This window comes from Ruegeria sp. C6, from assembly GCF_056537625.1.
Window position 1 is genome coordinate 343,886 of the sequence record NZ_JBQFRW010000002.1, and the last position, 21,053, is coordinate 364,938.

At 55.9% G+C, this 21,053-nt stretch carries 15 protein-coding genes and 1 pseudogene; 14 read left to right on the forward strand and 2 right to left on the reverse strand.

Features of this window, described 5'->3' with window-relative positions; genetic code table 11:
• Nucleotides 1–353 precede the first annotated feature (353 nt).
• From ACR0MJ_RS09200 to ACR0MJ_RS09235, 8 genes are all read left to right on the forward strand, one after another.
• Nucleotides 354–938, forward strand: coding sequence for an ANTAR domain-containing response regulator (locus tag ACR0MJ_RS09200; RefSeq protein WP_480760748.1), 585 nt, complete (start codon nucleotides 354–356; stop codon nucleotides 936–938).
• Nucleotides 935–2,104 carry an ABC transporter substrate-binding protein gene (locus ACR0MJ_RS09205; protein WP_480760750.1) on the forward strand — a complete coding sequence of 390 codons (1,170 nt, stop codon included), beginning with the start codon at nucleotides 935–937 and terminating at the stop codon, nucleotides 2,102–2,104. The genes ACR0MJ_RS09200 and ACR0MJ_RS09205 overlap by 4 nt, the downstream gene beginning before the upstream one ends.
• A gap of 270 nt (nucleotides 2,105–2,374) precedes the next feature.
• Nucleotides 2,375–3,739, forward strand: coding sequence for a CmpA/NrtA family ABC transporter substrate-binding protein (locus tag ACR0MJ_RS09210; RefSeq protein ID WP_480760752.1), 1,365 nt, complete (start codon nucleotides 2,375–2,377; stop codon nucleotides 3,737–3,739).
• A gap of 73 nt (nucleotides 3,740–3,812) precedes the next feature.
• The gene (locus ACR0MJ_RS09215; protein WP_170802140.1) at nucleotides 3,813–4,895 is read left to right on the forward strand and encodes an ABC transporter permease; all 1,083 of its coding nucleotides are present in this window, start codon (nucleotides 3,813–3,815) and stop codon (nucleotides 4,893–4,895) included.
• 5 nt (nucleotides 4,896–4,900) lie between these two features.
• Nucleotides 4,901–6,580, forward strand: coding sequence for an ABC transporter ATP-binding protein (locus ACR0MJ_RS09220; protein ID WP_480760755.1), 1,680 nt, complete (start codon nucleotides 4,901–4,903; stop codon nucleotides 6,578–6,580).
• Between the two features lie 4 nt (nucleotides 6,581–6,584).
• Nucleotides 6,585–9,020 (forward strand): nitrite reductase large subunit NirB, encoded by a 2,436-nt coding sequence (gene nirB, locus ACR0MJ_RS09225; protein ID WP_480760757.1) that lies wholly within the window; start codon nucleotides 6,585–6,587, stop codon nucleotides 9,018–9,020.
• Nucleotides 9,017–9,349, forward strand: coding sequence for a nitrite reductase small subunit NirD (nirD, locus tag ACR0MJ_RS09230; RefSeq protein WP_170392822.1), 333 nt, complete (start codon nucleotides 9,017–9,019; stop codon nucleotides 9,347–9,349). The genes nirB and nirD overlap by 4 nt, the downstream gene beginning before the upstream one ends.
• Entirely contained in the window at nucleotides 9,349–12,009 is a 2,661-nt protein-coding gene (locus tag ACR0MJ_RS09235) for a molybdopterin-dependent oxidoreductase (RefSeq protein WP_480760759.1), read from the forward strand. The genes nirD and ACR0MJ_RS09235 overlap by 1 nt, the downstream gene beginning before the upstream one ends.
• A 248-nt stretch (nucleotides 12,010–12,257) precedes the next feature.
• Here ACR0MJ_RS09235 and ACR0MJ_RS09240 read toward each other — a convergent pair whose 3' ends face one another.
• On the reverse strand, nucleotides 12,258–13,160 hold the full coding sequence (locus tag ACR0MJ_RS09240) for a LysR family transcriptional regulator (RefSeq protein ID WP_480760761.1): 903 nt from the start codon (nucleotides 13,158–13,160) through the stop codon (nucleotides 12,258–12,260).
• Nucleotides 13,161–13,267: 107 nt separating this feature from the next.
• Between ACR0MJ_RS09240 and ACR0MJ_RS09245 the strand changes: the two genes are divergently transcribed.
• The 4 genes from ACR0MJ_RS09245 (at nucleotide 13,268) to ACR0MJ_RS09260 (ending at nucleotide 18,824) form a co-directional block, all read left to right on the forward strand.
• Nucleotides 13,268–13,891 (forward strand): glutathione S-transferase family protein, encoded by a 624-nt coding sequence (locus ACR0MJ_RS09245; protein WP_480613026.1) that lies wholly within the window; start codon nucleotides 13,268–13,270, stop codon nucleotides 13,889–13,891.
• Nucleotides 13,892–13,903: 12 nt separating this feature from the next.
• Complete coding sequence (locus ACR0MJ_RS09250) at nucleotides 13,904–14,380, forward strand: nuclear transport factor 2 family protein (protein ID WP_480613028.1); 477 nt, start codon at nucleotides 13,904–13,906, stop codon at nucleotides 14,378–14,380.
• 26 nt (nucleotides 14,381–14,406) lie between these two features.
• Entirely contained in the window at nucleotides 14,407–16,380 is a 1,974-nt protein-coding gene (locus ACR0MJ_RS09255) for a pyridoxamine 5'-phosphate oxidase family protein (protein ID WP_480760764.1), read from the forward strand.
• A 383-nt stretch (nucleotides 16,381–16,763) separates the two neighbouring features.
• Nucleotides 16,764–18,824, forward strand: a complete 2,061-nt coding sequence (locus tag ACR0MJ_RS09260) for an adenylate/guanylate cyclase domain-containing protein (RefSeq protein ID WP_480760766.1) — start codon at nucleotides 16,764–16,766, stop codon at nucleotides 18,822–18,824.
• A 37-nt stretch (nucleotides 18,825–18,861) separates the two neighbouring features.
• Here ACR0MJ_RS09260 and ACR0MJ_RS09265 read toward each other — a convergent pair.
• Nucleotides 18,862–19,184, reverse strand: a pseudogene (locus tag ACR0MJ_RS09265) (transposase); the annotation flags it as partial.
• Between the two features lie 240 nt (nucleotides 19,185–19,424).
• Between ACR0MJ_RS09265 and ACR0MJ_RS09270 the strand changes: the two are divergent.
• Both ACR0MJ_RS09270 and wrbA read left to right on the forward strand, forming a co-directional pair.
• Complete coding sequence (locus ACR0MJ_RS09270; protein WP_480760768.1) at nucleotides 19,425–20,312, forward strand: LysR family transcriptional regulator; 888 nt, start codon at nucleotides 19,425–19,427, stop codon at nucleotides 20,310–20,312.
• A 106-nt stretch (nucleotides 20,313–20,418) separates the two neighbouring features.
• Nucleotides 20,419–21,042 (forward strand): NAD(P)H:quinone oxidoreductase, encoded by a 624-nt coding sequence (gene wrbA / locus ACR0MJ_RS09275; protein WP_170423866.1) that lies wholly within the window; start codon nucleotides 20,419–20,421, stop codon nucleotides 21,040–21,042.
• Nucleotides 21,043–21,053 lie beyond the last annotated feature (11 nt).

Sequence of the window (21,053 nt, forward strand, 5' to 3'; positions counted from 1 at the left end):
AACCCGAAGCATACATATCTTATACACTAATCAGGCGGGAAGCAGTCATTCGCTGCGATCGAGGCCTCACATGGTTCTAGCTTTCAAAGCGGACCTTCGATTTCGCCTGGTTTGTTGAAGTGCAATTGGCCCTTCCAAAACCAATGGGTGACCCAAAGGACAAACCAAAGATTCGACTCAATGCGCCACTGCGGTGTTAACGGCAGATTTCTTTGTTGGCATGTAGAAAAACTGTGCAGACATTCCACTACTTACAAAAATAAGCTGATAAATTGGGCGAACCGCTAGCCTGCTCGCGAGTTTGATGATCTTGAAATTGCGATCAACTCAAGCTTGAGTTCGATTGAGTCTTCATGAAACAACACCTGACTGTCGTTGTCGTCGAGCAAAATCAAGAACGTGCTTTTGCAATTGTAGATGCCTTGAAAGAGACTGGAGACGTAGATGTTTCTGTGATCGGCAACGTCTCTGGGTTAGCACGTAAAATTGCAATGCAAAGCCCAGACATTGTCCTGATCGATATCGACAACCCCTCTCGAGATATGTTGGAAGAACTTACCGTTGCTTCGGGCCCATTGGAACGACCCGTGGCTATGTTCGTCTCAGGCGCCGCAGGCGGATTGGCAAAAGCTGCTGTTGAGGCCGGTGTGTCGGCCTATGTTGTCGATGGATTGCAAGCTGAGCGAATTAAACCTGTTATCGATACCGCCATCGCTCGGTTTCAGGTGTTGCGCCAGATGCGGTCTGAACTTGCAGAAACCCGCCGTGCGCTTGAAGAGCGTAAAGTGATCGACCGCGCAAAAGGTTTGCTGATGAAAGCCAAGGGCATTTCGGAAGATGAAGCCTATGCGCTTCTCCGAAAAACCGCGATGAACCAAAACCGCCGCGTCGCCGAGGTGGCCGAAGCCTTGGTCACTGCTTCGGGGTTGTTGTCATGAGAACCGTAACACTGCCCGTCGCGTATATGCCGCTTGTCGACGCGGCCCCGTTGATCGTCGCGCGCGAGATGGGGTTCGACCATGCTGAAGGCATCTCGCTGGACCTGCGTCCGGCGCCATCGTGGTCCTCTCTGCGCGATATGCTGGCGTTTGGGCATGTGGACGCGGCGCATCTACTATCGCCTGTCCCCGTTGCGATGGCTTTGGGTCTTGGTGGAATCGCGACACCGCTATCTGCGGTATCTGTCCTGTCTTTGAACGGCAATGTTATAGGTGTTGGAACGCAATTGGCCGAGCGACTGATCGACCAGGGCTATGGTTTTGATTTCACCGATGCCGCTGTGGCTGGGGCTGCACTGGCAAAAGCTGCCGATGAAGTCTTGGTGTTTGGCGTGCCTTTCCCATTTTCAATGCATGTCGAGCTACTGCGCTATTGGATTGCGGGAACCAAACTGGCCTCAAAACAGGTCGAAATCCGCACCGTCCCGCCGCCACTCATGGCGCAGGCGCTTGCGGGAGGCGAGATCGATGCCTTTTGCGTGGGCGAGCCTTGGGGCTCCTTCGCAGTGGACGACAGTGTTGGCGCACTGCTGTTGCCCGGAAAGGCGATCTGGACTTGTGCACCTGAAAAGGTGTTGACAGTCAGAAACGACTGGGCCGAGACGGAACCGCATTTGCTGGGAAGTCTCATGCGGACCGTATGGCGTGCGGGACGCTGGCTGTCAAACACTGACAGCCGAACAACCGCGTCCGAGATGCTGTCACGCAAAACCTACCTCAATGTCTCACCCGAGCTGATTGACCGAGCGTTAATGGGTGAGTTCGCCATATCTGCACGCGGCGAGCAACGCAGTCTGGAAGGGTTTGTCGAGTTTTTTGACGGTGCTGCCACCTTCCCGTGGCGTAGTCAGGCCAAATGGGTCGCGCATCAATTGGCGCTAAGAAACGGGCTGGACGTCGGGACAGCGGAACGACAAGCAGCTAAAGTCTTTCGAAGTGATCTCTATCGTCGCGAGTTGCAAGGGCTTGGTGTGGAGACACCCGGCGCATCCGAGAAACTTGAAGGAGCTTTGTCTGAGTCGACGGCAGTTGCCTCGGCCAATGGCAGCCTGATTCTGTCTCGGAACGTCTTCTTCGACCGGCGCATTTTCGAGCCCGCAGGGTAAGATTGCACAAAATTTTTGCAGCGCAGCATCTCTTTTTGCTGCGCTGCAGAATTCTCGAAGTGAAGATGTCAAAAAATGATGACGTCGCACTGCGCGTCTGACTTAATCGGGACATCGGAAGGCAACGACGCCCACCGACGGAATTCGCCCACAATCCAGGGCACCTTAGAAGAGCAAAGCCGCTCGACCATCCGCCACCTCCTCCCGGCGGACTGTGTCGGCGGCTTTTTTGTTTGCCCATGGGGTTGGGCTGAACCGAAAGGGATCGAGATGAAAAAGCTTCTTTTAGGCCTCGCCGCGACGACGGCGCTTGTGTCTCCAGCACTGGCCGAATTGGAACTGGAAAAAGACGAGCTGACCTTTGGCTTTATCAAACTGACCGACATGGCGCCGCTGGCTGTCGCCTATGAGAATGGGTACTTTCTGGACGAAGGCCTGTTCGTGACGCTGGAAGCACAAGCAAACTGGAAGGTGCTGTTGGATGGCGTGATTGACGGACAGCTTGACGGCGCACATATGCTGGCCGGACAACCATTGGCCGCAACCATCGGGTATGGGACCGAAGCCCATATCATCACGCCATTCTCAATGGACCTGAACGGCAACGGCATCACCGTCTCCAACGAGATTTGGGAAGAGATGAAGCCGAACATCCCGGTGATGGACGACGGCCGTCCCCAGCATCCGATCAGCGCCGAGGCTCTGGCCCCGGTCGTCGAGAAGTATAAATCAGAAGGCAAGCCCTTCAACATGGGCATGGTCTTCCCGGTTTCGACCCATAACTACGAGCTGCGCTATTGGCTGGCCGCCGGTGGTCTGCATCCGGGTTACTACAGCCCTGAAAACGTGACCGGTCAGATTGGTGCGGATGTGTTCCTGTCGGTGACCCCTCCACCGCAGATGCCTGCCACGTTGGAGGCCGGCACGATCTATGGCTATTGCGTGGGCGAGCCGTGGAATCAGCAGGCTGTGTTCAAGGGTATCGGCGTTCCGGTTATTACCGACTACGAGCTGTGGAAGAACAACCCCGAAAAGGTCTTTGGTCTCAATGCCGAGTTCGCAGAACAGTACCCCAACACCACTCTGGCCGTGACCAAGGCCCTGATACGTGCGGCGATGTGGCTGGACGAGAACGAAAATGCCAACCGCCCTGAAGCAGTCGAGATTCTGAGCCGGGCTGAATATGTGGGCGCGGATTATGAGGTTATCGCCAACTCGATGACCGGCACGTTTGAGTATGAGAAGGGCGACAAGCGTGAGGTCCCCGATTTCAACGTGTTTTTCCGCTACAACGCGACCTATCCGTTCTACTCGGACGCCGTTTGGTACCTGACGCAGATGCGCCGCTGGGGGCAGATTGCCGAGTCCAAGCCCGACAGCTGGTATGACGAGGTCGCCAAGTCCGTCTACAAACCAGAGATCTATTTGGAAGCCGCCCGCTTGCTGGTCGACGAAGGTCTGGCGAAAGAAGCCGACTTCCCCTGGGACAGCGATGGTTACAAAGCGCCGACCCCGGCCGAGGATATCATTGACGGCATCGCTTACGACGGACGCACACCCAACGCCTATCTCGAAAGCCTGTCCATAGGCCTGAAGGGCGAGCAGAAGATCATCGGCTCGGACGTGCAAGGCTAATTCCCCAAACCCCGCGCCCGGCCCGCGCCGGGCGCAGCCCCCAAAGTGCCCCGCCATCGCAAGGACACATCAGATGACAACGGTCGATCCCGAATTCAACGCAGACGCTGCCCGAGAGGAACGTCGCGCTCGCCTTTTCACCCGCATCAATGCAGCCGACAAATGGTTCCGGGTGCTGGGACTCAGCTGGGCCACACCCATCCTGAAAGCTGCTGCCGGAGACAATCCCCGCGCTCAGATGACCGAGATATGGCGGTTGCTGATCGTGCCTCTGTTGTCGATCTGCGCCTTCTTGTTGCTGTGGGGAACGCTGGCCCCCAAGGTGCAGACCTCTCTCGGCGCGGTTCCGGGGCCGGCGCAGGTTTGGGAAGAGATGGTCAGCCTGAACCAGGATGCCAAGGCCAAAGCGGCCAAACGCGCGAAGTTCGAGGCCATGGTCGAGAAGCGCAATCAGAAATTCATTGACGCCGGCCAGCCGGAGAAAGTGAAAGAGGTCGCCTTCACGGGTGCTCCGACCTATTACCAGCAAATCTGGACTTCGATCAAAACAGTGTTTTTTGGGTTTCTGATCGCCACCGTCATCGCGGTCCCACTTGGTATCGCGGCCGGCCTTTCTCCGACTGCAAATGCAGCCCTAAACCCGCTAATCCAGATCTTCAAACCGGTCTCGCCTCTGGCCTGGTTGCCGATCGTCACGATGATCGTCTCGGCCGTTTACGTCACCAATGACGGCTGGTTCGCGAAATCCTTCCTGATCTCGGCCATTACCGTGACCCTGTGTTCGCTATGGCCCACATTGATCAATACATCTTTGGGTGTAGCCTCCATCGATAAGGACCTGGTGAATGTCTCCAAAGTCCTGAAAATGAACACCTATACCAAGATCACCAAGCTGGTGCTGCCCTCGGCCCTGCCTCTGATCTTCACCGGCCTGCGCCTGTCGCTGGGCGTCGGCTGGATGGTTCTGATTGCGGCGGAAATGCTAGCGCAGAACCCCGGTCTGGGCAAATTCGTCTGGGATGAGTTCCAGAACGGTTCCTCCAGTTCGCTCGCCAAGATCATGGTTGCGGTCTTCACCATCGGTATCATCGGCTTCCTGCTGGACCGGGTGATGTACGCGCTGCAATCCCTGTTTACCTTCACAAACAACCGGTGAGTGCGATGAGCATCCTAAGTTTCAAGAACGCCTCGAAATCCTTCGGTGAAGGCACCGCTCGCACGGATGTGCTGAAAGGCATCGATCTGAACGTGCAAGAGGGTGAGTTTCTGGTGATCCTTGGCTTCTCGGGCACTGGCAAGACGACCCTGATCAATCTGATGGCCGGGCTGGATAGCCCAACCAGCGGAGAGGTCACGTTCAAAGGTACCCCGATCAAAGGGCCGGGCCCGGAGCGGGGCGTGATCTTCCAGAACTACTCGCTGATGCCGTGGCTGACGGTCAGCGGCAATGTGGGTCTGGCGGTTGATACGGTCTTCCCGGGTCTCAGCAAGACCGAGAAAGCCGAGAAAGTCGCGCATTATGTACAGATGGTTGGCCTCAGCCATGCCGCCACACGCCGTCCGGCCGAGCTGTCGGGTGGCATGCGCCAGCGGGTCAACGTGGCGCGTGCGTTGTCGATGAACCCCGAAGTTTTGTTGCTGGATGAGCCTCTGTCGGCGCTCGACGCGCTGACCCGCGCCAATCTGGCTGATGAGATCGAACACATTTGGGAAGCCGACAAAAAAACCTGCGTACTGATCACCAATGATGTGGACGAGGCAATCATTCTGGCCGACCGCATCATTGCCCTGAACCCGGATGGCACACTGGGGCAGGAATTCCCTGTCTCAATCCCGCGTCCGCGCGAACGCGCTGCGATGAACAATGACGAGACTTTCAAACGCCTGCGCGCGGACGTTACCAAATACCTGATGGATGTGGGGATCGAGGCCAAGGTCGAAGGCTCGCGTATCCTCCCGGATGTCACCCCAATCCACGGTGTTCCAACGGCAGTGGCCGAGGCGCAAAAGGGGCTGATCGACAACCGCTTCCTCGACTTCTCGCAGCTTCACAAGGTGTATCCGACGCCCAAAGGCCCTCTGACCGTGGTCGAGGATTTCGAACTGAAGATCGACAAGGGCGAGTTCATCTCGCTGATCGGCCATTCGGGTTGTGGCAAGTCCACGGTTTTGACCATGGCGGCGGGGCTGAACGACATCTCGAAGGGTGCGATCAAGCTGGATGGCCGTCACGTCGAAGGGGCCGATCCCGAACGCGCGGTGGTGTTCCAATCCCCCAACCTGTTCCCATGGTTAACCGCCATGGAGAACGTCGCGATTGGGGTGGACAAGGTCTATCCAAAGGCCAGCATGGCCGAGCGTCAGGATGTTGTTGAATACTATCTGGAACGCGTCGGTTTGGCTGACGCGATGGACAAATCCGCAAGCGACCTATCGAACGGCATGAAGCAACGCGTCGGCATCGCCCGTGCTTTTGCTTTGTCCCCCAAACTGCTGTTGCTCGATGAGCCCTTCGGCATGCTCGACAGCCTGACCCGATGGGAATTACAGGAAGTCCTGATGGAGGTCTGGTCCCGCACTAAGGTCACTGCGATCTGCGTTACCCACGACGTGGATGAGGCGATCTTACTGGCCGATCGCGTGGTGATGATGACCAACGGTCCGCAGGCAACGATTGGCAAGATCACCAAGGTTGAGCTGCCGCGTCCGCGCACGCGCAAAGCCCTGCTGGAGCACCCGGATTACTATGCTTACCGGCAGGAAGTCCTCGATTTCCTCGAAGAATATGAACATGGCGCCATGCCAAAAACACCCGCCCCCAAGGCGATTGCAGCGGAGTGAAATCATGAAGCAAAGACTTGTTGTCATAGGCGCGGGTATGGCCTCAGGCCGGGTGTTGGAACACCTGACCGACGCCGCGCCGGATGCGTTCGACATCACCCTGTTCAATGCCGAGCCGCGCGGGAACTACAACCGTATCATGCTCAGCCCGGTACTGTCGGGCGAGAAAACCTATGAAGAGATCGTCACCCATGACGACGCCTGGTATGCCGCGCGGGGCATTGCCTGCCGCTTTGGTGAAAAGGTCGCGAAGATCGACCGCGAGATGAAGGTGGTCGAAGGTCAGAACGGCCACGTTCCCTATGACAAGCTGGTGATTGCGACAGGGTCTAACCCGTTCATGATCCCTCTGCCAGGGCATGATCTGGAGGGTGTGATTGCCTACCGCGATCTGGAAGACACCATGCAGATGATGGGCATGGGCCCTGACAACAAGGTGGTCGTGATTGGCGGCGGCTTGCTGGGGCTCGAGGCCGCCGCGGGTATGGCTGCCCATGGCGTTGACGTGACGGTGGTGCATATCCTGGGTCACCTGATGGAGCGACAGCTGGACGAGGCCGCAGGCTACCTGCTGAAGAAATCGCTGGAAGACAAAGGCATCAGGATTTGCCTGCAGGCGAACTCTAAAGAAATCCTCGGACAGGACGGAAAGGTCCGCGCGCTGCTTCTGGACGACGGGACCGAATTGCCCTGTGATCTGCTTGTCATGGCCGTGGGTATCCGCCCCAACACAGCTCTGGCGCAAGAGGCTGGGCTGGCCACCGGGCGCGGTATCCATGTGGATGACCAGATGCTGACTTCGGATTCGGATGTCTTTGCGGTAGGTGAATGCGTCGAACATGACGGGGCGGTCTTCGGTCTTGTCGCGCCGCTTTACGATCAGGCGAAAGTGGCTGCGCAGGCTTTGTTGGGTGAAGAGGCTGCGTTTGCTCAGAAAACCCTATCGACCAAGTTGAAGGTCACCGGCTGCGATCTGTTCAGTGCGGGGGATTTTGCGGATGGGCCGGGGCGCGAGGATATCGTGTTCCGCGACCCCTCGCGCGGGGTCTACAAACGGCTTGTGATTGAAGAGGATCGGCTGGTCGGCGCGGTCATGTATGGTGACACCACTGATGGCAGCTGGTTCTTTGGCCTCATCAAAGACGGCGCCAGCGTAGAAGAAATGCGCGAGACGCTGATCTTTGGACCCGCATATCAGGGGGGCGACACTGCGGACCCTCTCTCAGCCGTTGCAGCATTGCCGCATGAGGCGGAGATTTGCGGCTGCAACGGCGTATGCAAAGGTGACATCGTCGAGGCGATCAATGCGGGGGCGGGTGATCTGGGCGCGGTGCGCACGACCACAAAGGCTAGCGCATCCTGCGGAACTTGCACAGGATTGGTTGAGCAATTGTTGCAGGTCACTCTGGGCGACGCGTTCCAGATGCCTGCCGCGCAGCCGGTCTGCGGATGCACCGACCTGACTCATGAGGATGTGCGACGCCTGATCAAAGGGCAGGAGTTAAAAAGTCAGGCTGCCGTCTGGCAGGAACTGGGTTGGACGACGCCCAATGGCTGCCATGTCTGTCGGCCCGCGATCAACTACTACCTGCTGGCCGACTGGCCGCTGGAATACCAAGACGACCCACAAAGCCGTTTCGTCAATGAACGCAAACACGCCAACATCCAGAAGGATGGCACGTTCAGCGTTGTACCGCGTATGTGGGGCGGGATCACCACGCCCGACGAACTGCGCGCGATTGCAGATGCGGCGGATAAATACGATGTTCCCACCGTCAAGGTCACGGGCGGTCAGCGGATCGATCTGCTGGGCGTCAAAGGCGAAGATCTGCCCGCCATGTGGTCAGACCTGAACAAAGCCGGGCTGGTCTCTGGCCACGCCTATTCCAAAGGTCTGCGCACGGTCAAAACCTGCGTCGGCACCGATCATTGCCGGTTTGGTACTCAGGACAGCACCGGGCTTGGCATAAAGCTTGAAAGAATCCTGTGGGGGTCGTGGACGCCGCACAAGCTGAAGCTGGCCGTATCTGGCTGCCCTCGAAACTGTGCCGAGGCGACCTGCAAGGACATCGGCGTGGTCTGCGTCGAATCTGGCTATCAGATCAGCATCGGCGGGGCCGCAGGGATGGATGTCAAAGAGACCGAGCTACTCTGTCAGATTCCCACCGAAGAAGAAGCGGTCGAGATCGTGATGGCCGTCACGCAAGCCTATCGCGAAGGCGGCAAGTATCTGGACCGTTTATATAAATGGCTGGGTAAGGTGGGCATGGACTGGGTCAAGGTGCAGGTCGTGGACGACCTTGAAAATCGCGCGGCCCTCGTCGCGCGGTTTGAACTGTCGCAAAACATCTACCGCAAAGACCCGTGGGCCGAACACGTCAAAGAAAAAGCGCAAACCTACGCGCCAATTGCAGATTTCACACTGGAGGCCGCAGAATGAGCTGGATCGACATCGGACATATCGACGAGGTTCCCTTGCGTGGGGCGCGTCTGGTCAAGACGCATATCGGCTGCATCGCTGTCTTCCGTACTGCCGAGGTGGAGGTCTATGCCGCGACCAACAGCTGTCCGCACAAGGGCGGTCCTTTGTCTGAGGGTATCGTGCACGGGCAGTCGGTGACCTGTCCTTTGCACAATTGGGTATTTGACCTGAATACGGGCGAGGCGCAAGGCGCGGATGATGGCCGCATCACCATCTATCCCGTGCGCATTGAAGACGACCGTATCCTGTTAGACGACAGCGCAGTTACCCGGCGGAGCGCCGCCTGATGGACGGAAGTGGTCTGCCTGAAGTTCGCTCGACTTGCGCCTATTGCGGGGTCGGCTGCGGTGTGCTTTTGCGGCCCGATGGGGCCGGAGGCTTGACCGTTCGCGGCGATCCGGATCATCCAGCGAATTTTGGGCGTTTGTGCTCGAAAGGATTGGCTTTGGGCGAAACAGTTGGGCTGGAACATCGGTTGCTGGCTCCTCGCGCCTTTGGCCGAGACACAGACTGGGACAACGCGTTGCAACTGGTCGCAGATCGGTTTTCTGCCGCAATCAAGAACCATGGACCGGACAGCGTGGCATTTTACGTCTCGGGGCAGTTGCTGACAGAGGATTATTACGTCGCCAACAAGCTGATGAAGGGTTTTATGGGGTCGGCCAACATCGACACCAATTCTCGACTGTGTATGGCGTCAACTGTGGCCGGACACAAACGCGCCTTTGGCACAGATACCGTGCCCGGGACTTATGAGGATCTGGATGAGGCTGATTTGGTTGTCTTGGTTGGCTCAAACCTCGCATGGTGCCATCCCGTTCTCTATCAACGCGTCATAGCTGCGCGTCAGGCGCGCGGTACGAAGATTGTGGTTGTCGACCCGCGCCGAACAGCCAGCTGCGATCAGGCCGATCTCCATCTGGCGTTGCAACCCGGCAGTGACGTGGCATTGTTCAACCGCTTGCTGAGCAGAATTCACCAATCGGGGCATGTGGCACCGGATTTTCTGGATCGCAGCGTAGGGTACACTGAAGCCCTCGAACTCGCACAGCTTGATGATCCGGATGAGACCGGACTTACCCCAGGTGAAATCGAAGCGTTTTGCGATCTGTGGATTGGAACCGAGCGGGTTGTTACGATTTTCAGTCAAGGCGTAAACCAATCCTCCAGCGGAACAGACAAAGTCAACTCGATCCTGAACTGCCATCTGGCTACGGGACGCATCGGACGCACAGGGATGGGCCCGTTCTCGGTTACCGGTCAACCAAACGCCATGGGTGGTCGAGAGGTCGGCGGTCTGGCCAACATGCTTGCGTGTCACCTGGATATCGAAAACGAGGCCCACAGAGCAGCCGTCCGGGACTTTTGGAAAGCGCCCATCCTGCCAGAAAAGCAGGGGCTCAAAGCTGTCGACATGTTTCGCGCCGTTAAAGATGGACAGATCAAAGCACTTTGGATCATCCACACCAATCCAGCGGCCACGATGCCGGACGCCGATCGAGTCAAGGCGGCGATCAAAAACTGCCCATTCACCGTTGTAAGCGACCTGACTGCCCAAACAGACACCGCGCGCCTCGCAGACGTATTGCTTCCAGCAGCAGGATGGGGCGAAAAAAGCGGCACAGCAACCAATTCCGACCGCATGATCAGCAGGCAACGCGCCGTTCTGACCCCTCCGGGACGGGCACGTGCGGATTGGGATATCTTGGCCGAGGTTGGCCGCCGCATGGGTTGGGCCGAGGCCTTCAGCTATGAGTCTGCGGCGCAGATTTTTAGGGAATATGCGAACATGTCCTCGCTTGCCATCTCATTTGGCAAAGACTTTGAGATTGCTGGCTTTTCGGACATCAACGACGAAGATTATGATGCGATGTGCCCGACACGATGGCCCACGGCATCGCGGAAAACTGACGGTCGTTTCTTCGGAGACGGGCAGTTTTTTCATCCTGATGGCAAGGCACGGTTTGTGCCGGTCACCCATCGAACGCCCAAGGCAGAGCCATCAGAACGCTACCCTTTCCTGTTGAACACAGGGAGAAATCGGGATCAGTGGCACACCATGACCCGATCCGGATTGTCGCCGCGCCTGTCAGCTCATCTTGCCGAACCTTACATTGATATTAATCCCAAGGACGCTGATGAACTTGGTCTCAGTTCTGCCGATTTGGTAGAGCTCAACAGCTCCGTTGGAAGTGGCATCTTTCGACTGCGCATCACGGAAACTATCCCGCCAGGTCAGGTGTTTGCACCTATTCACTGGACAGGCGAAACCGCCCCATCAGCTCGTGTGGACGTGCTTGTTCCAAGTGTGACGGATCCGATTTCCGGACAACCTGAAAGCAAATCCACAGCGGTATCTGTACAACGTATGAATGCCGCATGGTACGGTTTTGCCGTTTCAGTTGCCGCGGCCTCGCCTGAAGCAGACTATTGGGCAACTTCCAAAACAACCAATGGCTACAGAATGGAATTGGCCGGGAAGCAGGTCATCGATGATTGGGAAAATACCGCCCGACAATGGTTTGGATTACATGATGCCGCAGCCACCACTGTAGAAGATGCCAAGAGCGGGTCGTTCAGAATTGCGCTGTCAGAAGAACGGCGCATATTGGCGGCACTCTTCGTCTCCCCTAAGCCCATCGCGCTGATGCGAGACTATTTGGCAACCTTACCCCAAGTTTCGCCGCTGCGGATATTATCCGGTCGTTCCTCTGCTGCCTCAGAAGACTGCGGCCCAATTGTCTGTTCATGTACTGGAGTCGGGCTAAGAACTATCATCCGCGCAATTGACGACTTAAATCTGATCAGTGTGGACGATATTGGAGATGCTCTTCAAGCCGGAACTAACTGTGGCTCATGCCAACCAGAGTTGGCAGGTTTGATCATGGAGCATTCGAAATTGAACCGCAACAAACTGAAGAATTGCCCACAGAAACATTTAGGATAGACTCTGGGCTTTCAAACAGGACCGTGGTCAGCTTTGGGTGGTTGTCAACGTAAGCGGGGGGTTCTATTCACTCTGAACCAGATATCCGATTAAGCCTTACTAGCCGGTTCGAATAATTTGTCAGACGATGGCTGGCTCTGCGCTCCAGACCTTTAACTACGTAGCAATTTCGGTTTTGCAGCGAATGTCTCCACTAACGCGCAGCAATAGAGCTAAGGCGACTGGAGTCGAACTGCATCTTTGGGCCTTCAGCGCTTGCCATCAGGACATAAAGCCGGGTCGCCTGCTAGGTGATCCAGAAGCGCGCGCACCCGAGTTGTAATGCGCCTGTTCTGTGGAAACAATGCTGCGACGACATATGGCGACACCCGGTTCTCGGAAAACAGCTCGACCAGATCGCCGGACCGTAAGGCATCTGCGACTGTATATGCCGGGCACCGTGCGATGGCGGCGCCTTGTTCAGCAAGGCGAGCTGACGCAGCGGGAGCGTTCATTCGGAAGCGTCCGGTCACTTGGACAGCCTCTTCTTGGCCGCCGAAGTCGAACCTCCACACTGTAGGCTCTGTCATATTGCCATCGAGAATGCACTCATGTTTGGCCAGTGCCCGGGGATGGTCCGGGCGCCCTGCGCGTTCCAAATAGGTGGGTGAGGCACAGACAACCAAGGGCATGCGGCCCAATTGCCGAACCTTGAGCGAGCTGTCCCGCATTGGGCCAATCCTGACAGCAAGGTCGAGGCCTTCTTCAACAATCGACGCTCTGCGATCAGAAAACTTCAGATCGAGCTCTACATGGGGGTGTTTCTCAGCGAATTTTGCGAGCGAAGGTACCAACCGCAATGCGCCAAACCCCGTTGGCGCCGAGATATGGATCACACCGCGAAGGGACGCCTGCTCATTTCTGACCCTGTCTTCGAGTTCGTCGAATCCGTCGAGAAGCGGCTCGCACAACATCAGGTATGTTGCACCCGCATCTGTCAACGACACGCTGCGGGTCGTGCGATTGAGCAGCTGTACACCAAGCGCGTTTTCCAGATCAGCTACGTACTTACTGACCAAACGCGCAGACCGCCCCATGCGCTGCGCAGCGACGGTGAACGACGTGTTCTTTGCAACCAGCGCAAAGGCCCGCATGCGGTCTATCTTGTCCATCCCATTGCGCCTTCTGAGGGCTTAAAGTTCGTCAAATATAGGAGATTATCATCAAGATGCGCAATGTGTATTGCTTGTTCAACACCTGCAACCAACCGGAGAAACCCATGTCCAACGCTGTTCGTATTCACCATTTCGCCAAATCTGGCCATGCACACCGCGCTTTGGTCTTTGCGAAACTTGCCGGGATTGCACATGAGGTTGTTCCCGTCGATCTAGCAGCTGGCGCGCATAAGTCGCCTGAATTTCTTGCCATGAACCCAAATGGGCAAGTGCCCGTCCTTGAGGATGGCGAGGTTGTTGTGTCCGACTCGAACGCGATTCTTGTCTATCTTGCGCGGACATATGCGCCTGATTGGATACCAAGTGATGCGGTCGGAGAAGCAAATGTGCAGCGTTGGCTTACTTTAGCGGCTGGAGAGATTGCGTTTGGTTCCTGCGCTGCGCGGTTGATCACCGTCTTTGGCGCGCCGCTGGACCCGAACTTTGCAGCCGCGACTGCGGAAAAAGCGATGCAGAAACTGGAGCGTGGTCTCACGGGTCGCGACTGGCTCGTTGGCGAGCAGCCCACCATCGCTGACGTGGCTAGCTACTCCTATACGGCACACGCGCCGGAGGGGAATGTCTCTCTCGAGCCATACCCGAATGTCCGTGCCTGGCTCGCTCGGTTTGAGGCCTTGCCCGGTTTTGAAGCGATGCCGGCGACGGCTGTTGGTCTTGTTGCAGAGTGAAAGGGCAAACCCATGGCGACCGAAGCCCAACGGCATCCTTTGCCACCGTTCTCAAAAGAAACCGCCATTCAAAAGGTGCGCCTGGCTGAGGACGGCTGGAACGGCCGGGATCCGGCCAAGGTCGCGCTGGCCTACACGCCGGACAGCAAGTGGCGCAACCGGATCGAGTTTCCCCAAGGGCGCGATCAGATTGAGGAGTTCTTGACCCGGAAATGGGCCAAGGAACTGGACTACCGTCTGATCAAAGAGCTTTGGGCACATGACGGCAATCGCATCGCGGTCCGCTACGCCTATGAGTACCACGATGACGGCGGAAACTGGTTCCGGGCCTATGGCAATGAAAATTGGGAGTTCGACAAGGATGGCTACATGGAACGCCGGTTTGCCAGCATCAATGAACACCCCATCCAAGAGGCGGATCGAAAGTTCCGCTGGCCGCCGGGGCGCCGTCCGGATGACCACCCCGGTCTGAGCGATCTCGGGCTCTAGCGTGGCTCAGGTGAAAGGATCAAGCGATGGCACAGATACATAAATCGCACAGAGGTGAGTTGATGCTGCAAGAGCGGCGTCACACTCCCAAAGAGGTGAGCGATGCGATTCCGCACTACATCGAAAGCGACATGCCGAAACAGCATGCGGATTTCTTTGCGGGTCTGTCCTATTTGCCGCTCGCAACGCTTGATCGTAATGGGCGTCCGTGGGTCAGCCTTCTGGTTACACAATCAGACAGCGACCCTTCTGTTGGCATTCAGGTTGCGGGCCAGAACACCACGCATGTGGTCGCGGAAACCAATCCGCATGATCCCTTTGTGCGTGCTGTGAGCCAGGATCCCGCATCGGGCCTTGAAGCGCGGCTCTTTGCCGGGGTTGGGATCGATTTCGGTAACCGCCGACGAAACAAAATTGCGGGCTCCATACGTACCGCAGATGTCGAGGGCGAGGAGAAGATCAGGTTACAACTGTTGTCCGATCAGCACTTGGGGAACTGTCCAAAGTACATTACAGTCCGTTCCTTAGGGCACACGCGACGCAACCCTGAAATTATCCATGACGGCTTCGATGTGCACTCATCTGTGCTGTCGAATGAGGCCAAATCCGTCGTAGCGCGCGCCAGCACCTTGTTCTTGGCGACAAAACATACAAGCGATGCCACCACTGCAGGCGCTCAGACCGATATGGGCGTCAATCATCGCGGCGGCGCGCCCGGCTTTACCCGGCTCTACGAGGAGAACGACGGGGCGCGGGTTACGACCTATTTGGTTCTGCCCGATCATTCTGGCAATCGCTTCTACCAGTCGCTGGGCAATATCGAAACGGACCCGAAGGTTGGGCTGGTCTTTCCAGACTTTGAAACCGGTGAGATCCTCTACATTACGGGGGATGCTGAAAATCTGCTTGGGGATGACGCAGATGCGCTGATGCCGCGCGTGAGCCTGCTGACACGTATCAAGGTAACGGGCGCGGTTTTTGTGCGTGGAGGCCTAAACCTCAAGCTGGCATCAAAAGAGCAACTCTCCCCCTACAATCCGCCGGTCAAATATTTGCGCGCAGAGTTGGAGAAGATGGGGCATGCAATCAAGGCGCACGACGCCGCTATCCCGCTGACCGCCAAGCTTATCGCTACAAAACCCCTGTCCAGCACAATCAGTACTTTCGAATTCGAGTTGTCTGAGGCAATCAATGCCCCATTGCCTGGTGGTTTTGGCGTCTTTGACTTCTCCGACCTGGTGGACGCCGGATACAGCCACATGAACGAGACAAACCCTCAGCTTGTGAACGAGGACTACGTCCGCACATGGACGCTTTCCGGAGCGCCAAAGTTTGACGAAGAGAACAACGCGTTTCGCACGACCAATCGGATCAGTGTTACGGTCAAACGCAAACCAGGCGGTCTGATGTCCAACCTCCTGCACAACTATGCGGAGAAGCTGATCACGTACAATCTTCCAGTTAAATTCAAGGGCACCGGAGCGGGCTTTTCCTGTTTTTCCGAAGTGGCTGAGGGCAGCCCCCCAAAGTTCCCAGCAAAGATGCTTTGGATCGCGGGTGGCGTTGGCATCACCCCGTTCATGGTGATGTGGGACGGAGTCAAACAAGTGGTAGAGACTTACCCGCAGGACCAGCCCATCGATATCGTGTTTCTGTTTTCCGGTCGGGACGATGACATTGCAATTCTGCAGCACTTTGCGAAAAAAAACAGCTCTGTTTCGGACCAGGTGACACTGCGTATTGTCGCGTTTCAAAGCGCAGGCGTAAACGCATTGGCTGCGAAATCCGCTCGCGATGATCTGAACGCAGCATTCACCGATCAGCCGCTGCAGCTTCAGGAGCGACGCATGCATAGCAAAGACATTCAATCGGTCGCGCATCTCGGAATGCGAGATGTATATATGTGCGGCCCTGAAACTTTGATGACCAGTTCTGAAGCGGCGCTCAACGATTTGGGCCTCGAGGAAGCAAGGCTTCACCGTGAGACGTTTGTGTTTTGATAGGGGGATAAAACTTGTTCATGACCTTGCAGGACAGGATCACCCAATCTGAAATTGGGTGTTGGAAAGGCGTTCACCAAATCGAAACGACACTGGATTCCTTCGTGTTGTCCCGGACTAATGACCGCTTAATAGGCTGAACTCGCAGAGTCTGAACGCTCCGCTCAAGGTCCGAATTGGGCTGCAATTCGATCTGTGCGAAGCATCTGGAAAAACGTCGAAGATCAGGCACAGCCGATAGTGTTAAGTTGGCAGCTTCGACAAAGCTATTAGTTTGCACCTAACAGATACGTGAGAATTCTGTATTGGATCTAAGAAAGCTTTGCCCTCCTCACAGTCTCAATTCAATACTGAGGCACTTGACGTTGTTGTCGGAGATTTAGTTGCGATTTAGCGTGGGCATCGCTGTGTCAATTCTGGTGGCTGTGTCCATCGGGGTGTCGACGTTTATCGTCCACTCCCTGTGGTGGACAACAGCGCGACACAATAGCCGTATGCTCGCAGCTGAAATTAACGGCCAGATTGCAAACACAGTCCGCATCGAGGTGGGCGCGACCCTAAGTTCAGCCGAAGCCGCTTGGGCAGCTGTTCGCACTATCTTTGTTCAGAACGTCATTGCAACGCGGCAGGCCGATAAGCGAGAGTTTGTTTTTCTATCGCAATTGCAGGCACAGCCAAATATCTCGTGGATTTTCTTCGGCTGGCCAGATGGGAATTTTTTCGCATCGCATCGCTTGGGTGACGGTGGGCTCGAGATGATTGAAATCGACGAAAGTATCCGGAACCGAATGCTACGGAAAGACCGCTACATCTTCATTCCCGGTGACATCCAGTTTGAAGAGCGGACCTTCACTGAAACATCCTATGATCCGCGCGAACATGCCTGGTTTGAGAACTTTATGGGCCTCAACTCAGCCGGGTGGATCGAAGCACGTAACCTTCCGGATAGCAACAAAAGCATTTACGCCTTTGCCGGTCCAATAGACGTCAACCGAAGGCGGCAAGGGGTTCTGGCCGTTGCGATCGAAACGGATCGTTTGTCTCGCTTTCTTGCCACGCTCGCGCCCGGCGAATTCGGTGCTGCCTTTATCCTGAACGCCGATGGAAAAGTTATTGCTGTACCTGATGCTAAAGCGGATGAGATTACTCCTGCGCGCATGGGCGAGGGCGAACTCTATGAAGTCGCCATGATCTCAGGCGAGAAGCTGTTGGCTGACCCCCAAACGAATGCTCCAGGCACTTTGACGAAACGTATCGTCATCGACGGAGTGCCTTATGTGGTGGCACTTACCCCACTGGGGTTTTACGGCTGGCGCGTTGCGACAGTCATACCTGAAGCGGCCTTTCTTTCGGGCATTGAAGAAACGCTGATTAACCTGATTTACGTTTTTATCGTTGTAGTGGTTGTTGCAAGCGGACTTGCGATCTGGCTGATCCGCAGAATTGTAGCAAATCCGTTGGCGCTCATTGCCGAAGACCTTGGTAAAATTGAGCGCTTTGACGTTGAACGGATTGCGCGTAGGCCCTCCAAACTGTCTGAGCTTGAAAATCTTTCTGCGGCAACCGCAAGTATGGCTGCAGGTCTGTCAGCGTTCCGAAAATACGTGCCCACCGATCTGGTGCGCATGCTGGTCGCTGAGGGTATCAAGACGCAGCCAGGTGGAGACATGAAACAGATTTCGGTGCTGTTTTGCGATGTCACGGGTTTTACGGGAATGTCTGAAAAACTCGGTCCCAAAATCGTCCAATTGATGGAACCTTTCTTTAGCGCGGCCTCTACGGCCATCATTCAAAACGGTGGGACAATCGATAAATTCATTGGCGATGCTGTGATGGCGTTTTGGGGAGCGCCGCGCAAAGATACCAACCATGCTATAAATGCTTGCCGAGCAGCCTTGGACCTAGTCAATGCCGTAGACGCGTCCGGAATTGAAGATGAGGCTGGCAACCCTTTGCGCGTAAGGATCGGGCTGAACAGTGGCGATGCTCTGGTGGGAAATATCGGTTCAAAAGAACGGTTGAATTACACCGCAATTGGCGATGTCGTGAACGTTGCCAGCCGATTGGAAGGTGCCAACAAGGACTATGGCACGCTGATCCTGATCGGGCCCGAAACGAAACGCCAGGCGGCCGATTCGATAGTTGTCCGCGAGCTTGACACGCTAACCGTGTCTGGACGCACCGAAGAACTGGTGGTCTATGAACTGATCGCCATGAAGGATGGGTCCGCCGAATCTCTTGCTTGGATCAAGCTCTACGAACAAGGCCTTGCACACTATAGGGCAGGGCGGTTCAAGCAGGCAGTTGCCGCATTCGAGGCCGCAGACCAGGCGCGAAACGAGGATCCCGCCTCAGCCGCAATGAAGATCCGCACCCAAAGCCTATTGAACAAGCCACCAACGGATCATTGGCGTGCCGCTGCAAGAACCAAAAAAAGCAGTTGATTACATCTGATCAAGTTTGGGCGCTTAGGCTCAGGACTCATAGCCAATAGATGATCAAAGCGGCGAAAGCGATTGCCGAGAGGAAGATTTTGGGGCACCTGTCGTACCGTGTCGCCACACGGCGCCAGTACTTCTATCTGCCAAACACGATCTCAACTCGATTGCAGCGTTTGTATCGGCGATTGTCGTATCGGACAGCGTCTTGCGCCGTTTGCGGCCTGGGATGCACGCGCGTATCCCTTTGTCTTTCGACACTTCTACGATCCAATCGGCATCATATCCGCGGTCACCCAACAACCATTCGACATTCGGTAGACTGCTGATCAATGACCTCGCACCAATGTAGTCACTGACCTGACCCTACGGCGAGTGCAGCGATTGCGGCGCTTAATCCATTAGGTTGGCTGGTAACGGGAGATTGTAGGAAGGAGCTCTCAGAACCGAAAACTGTTCCCGAACTCAAGTTCACAGGTGTGGTGGATGCTCCGCAAAAAGAATTGAACTGGATCAGCTCGACCTGAAAGAATGTGAGTTTGGGCATGTCGTAGACCCGATCTATCGCGTAACACATCAAAAGCAGCTTTTTCGAAGGGTGATAACTTGGACAAACTGTCAGTCATGCAAGCTTTTCGCCGTATCGTTGAACGCGGTAGTTTTGCCCGTGCGGCGGAAGATCTTGGTGTTTCTCCCGCGCTTCTCAGCAGAGAAATCAAGCTTCTGGAAGAAAGTCTAGGAACCGTTCTTCTCACCAGAACGACCCGATCCATGTCACTGACTGACACCGGCAGTCTCTACTACCAAGATGCAATTGGAATACTCGACGCGGTCGAGAAAACGGAGCAAACCATCAGGGATGGTTCAAAAGCAGTGCGCGGGCATCTTCGGGTGAATGCATCAAGTTCTTTCGGCCAGACCGTTATCGCCCCTATGCTTCCTGATTTTCTGGAAACCTATCCCGATTTGCGATTTACGCTTTCGATGGACGACAAGGTGATCGATATGGTCGAGGGCGGCTTCGATCTGTCGATCCGTATCCGCGCTGCCATGCCGGATTCGGCACTTGTTGCCCGACGGATCGGCGTGATGCGGCAAAGAATATTTGCGTCTCCTGACTATTTGGAGCGATGTGGGACGCCGACCCAGCCGGCGGATCTGAAAAACCACGCTATCATCGGCTTTTTGCTTGCTGATCATTTGACGAGCTGGAAGCTCTCGGCCACCAACGGTGTCACAGCACTAGAGCTTGATCCGCGCGTGCGGGTCGGCAATAGCCTCGTTTTGCGGGATCTGCTGATTGCGGGGCAAGGTATCGGGACCCTGCCTGAGTTCGTTTCTGATGCTCCTGAAGCTAGCGGAACCTTAGTGAGAGTTCTTCCTGACCACGAACTGCCTGCGCCGGAAGTATTCGCCGTTACAGCATCTCGCTTGGGAATGGACGCCAAGGTCACAGCCTTTCTTGATCATCTACGCTTGGCTCTCAGGTCGTGACATTATTCAATACAGGTAAAGAGTGATGTCAAAGAGCGCGCCTTAAATGACGGCGCAACAAATTCCATTCTCTCAGGGAACAAGTCACAGCCCTGAGAGGTATCCTATGTCACGTATTCTCGTTCTCTACTATTCAAGTTATGGCCACGTCCGCACATTGGCCGATGCCGAAGCTGAAGGCGCCAGAAGTGTTCCCGGCACTGAAGTTGACGTTCGACGTGTGCCCGAAACCGTCCCTGAAGAGGTCCGTCAGCAGGCTGGCTATGTCGTCGATGATACACCTACTGCCTTGCCGACAGATCTGGAAAGTTATGATGCATTAATTCTGGGAACACCGACCCGATTTGGCATGATGGCTGGCCAAATGAAGTCCTTCCTTGACCAAGCTGGTGGGCTTTGGGCCAGGAATGCACTGGTTGGTAAGGTCGGAGCGGTGTTTGCATCAACAGGTTCGCAACACGGTGGGCATGAAGCCACACTTCTGACAACGCAAGTCCCGCTTCAACACTTTGGGATGCTGATTGCCGGAATGCCCTACACGTTTGCTGGCCAGACTACATCAGAAGAAATCATTGGCGGCGCACCATATGGTGCCGGAACGATCGCCGGTGCTGATGGTTCCCGCACGCCTACCGAAACTGACCTGGCAGGAGCGCGGTTCCAGGGCGCTCATGTTGCAAGGATTACAGCGTGCCTCGCTGGATCAAACCTGCAAGCGGAAGCAGCGTAACCCGCGCGCCT

Coding starts and splice junctions, on each gene's coding strand:
- ACR0MJ_RS09200 (WP_480760748.1), top strand. CDS start 354: ATGAAACAACACCTGACTGTCGTTGTCGTCGAGCAAAATCAAGAACGT.
- ACR0MJ_RS09205 (WP_480760750.1), top strand. CDS start 935: ATGAGAACCGTAACACTGCCCGTCGCGTATATGCCGCTTGTCGACGCG.
- ACR0MJ_RS09210 (WP_480760752.1), top strand. CDS start 2,375: ATGAAAAAGCTTCTTTTAGGCCTCGCCGCGACGACGGCGCTTGTGTCT.
- ACR0MJ_RS09215 (WP_170802140.1), top strand. CDS start 3,813: ATGACAACGGTCGATCCCGAATTCAACGCAGACGCTGCCCGAGAGGAA.
- ACR0MJ_RS09220 (WP_480760755.1), top strand. CDS start 4,901: ATGAGCATCCTAAGTTTCAAGAACGCCTCGAAATCCTTCGGTGAAGGC.
- nirB (WP_480760757.1), top strand. CDS start 6,585: ATGAAGCAAAGACTTGTTGTCATAGGCGCGGGTATGGCCTCAGGCCGG.
- nirD (WP_170392822.1), top strand. CDS start 9,017: ATGAGCTGGATCGACATCGGACATATCGACGAGGTTCCCTTGCGTGGG.
- ACR0MJ_RS09235 (WP_480760759.1), top strand. CDS start 9,349: ATGGACGGAAGTGGTCTGCCTGAAGTTCGCTCGACTTGCGCCTATTGC.
- ACR0MJ_RS09240 (WP_480760761.1), bottom strand. CDS start 13,160: ATGGACAAGATAGACCGCATGCGGGCCTTTGCGCTGGTTGCAAAGAAC.
- ACR0MJ_RS09245 (WP_480613026.1), top strand. CDS start 13,268: ATGTCCAACGCTGTTCGTATTCACCATTTCGCCAAATCTGGCCATGCA.
- ACR0MJ_RS09250 (WP_480613028.1), top strand. CDS start 13,904: ATGGCGACCGAAGCCCAACGGCATCCTTTGCCACCGTTCTCAAAAGAA.
- ACR0MJ_RS09255 (WP_480760764.1), top strand. CDS start 14,407: ATGGCACAGATACATAAATCGCACAGAGGTGAGTTGATGCTGCAAGAG.
- wrbA (WP_170423866.1), top strand. CDS start 20,419: ATGTCACGTATTCTCGTTCTCTACTATTCAAGTTATGGCCACGTCCGC.